Origin of the sequence: Chachezhania antarctica, from assembly GCF_003646465.1 — a bacterium.
Classification (GTDB): Bacteria; Pseudomonadota; Alphaproteobacteria; order Rhodobacterales; family Rhodobacteraceae; genus Chachezhania; species Chachezhania antarctica.
Genome location: NZ_QZEX01000048.1, coordinates 1 through 333 on the forward strand (window position 1 = coordinate 1; position 333 = coordinate 333).

Here is a 333-nt window from a genome sequence, read left to right on the forward strand (position 1 = left end):
CGCATGGCTTGCCGCGACCGACAGCCGGAAGGATGGCGCGGCGGTCGCCTGGTAGACAACAACGGAACGGACGGAGAAGACGGATGGCATGGCATGACGTGACCGAAACGGCAGCGGTGGGCGAGGGCGAGGTCCTGGGCGTGACGATCGGCGAGGAGTTGATCGCGCTCTATCGGATCGAGGATACGTTCTATGCGACGTCCAATGTCTGTACCCACGCCTTCGCCCTGCTGTCGGACGGCTACCTGGAAGACGACTGTATCGAATGCCCTCTCCACCAGGCCCTGTTCCACGTGCCCACGGGCGAAGCGCGGTCGCGTATCGCCAAGCGAC

General features: G+C 64.3%; 1 protein-coding gene. It reads left to right on the forward strand.

What is annotated here, in order from left to right; translation table 11 throughout:
• Window positions 1-83: 83 nt before the first annotated feature.
• Window positions 84-333: non-heme iron oxygenase ferredoxin subunit (locus D4754_RS23795; RefSeq protein WP_163026052.1), on the forward strand; the 250-nt coding region annotated here is incomplete at its 3' end.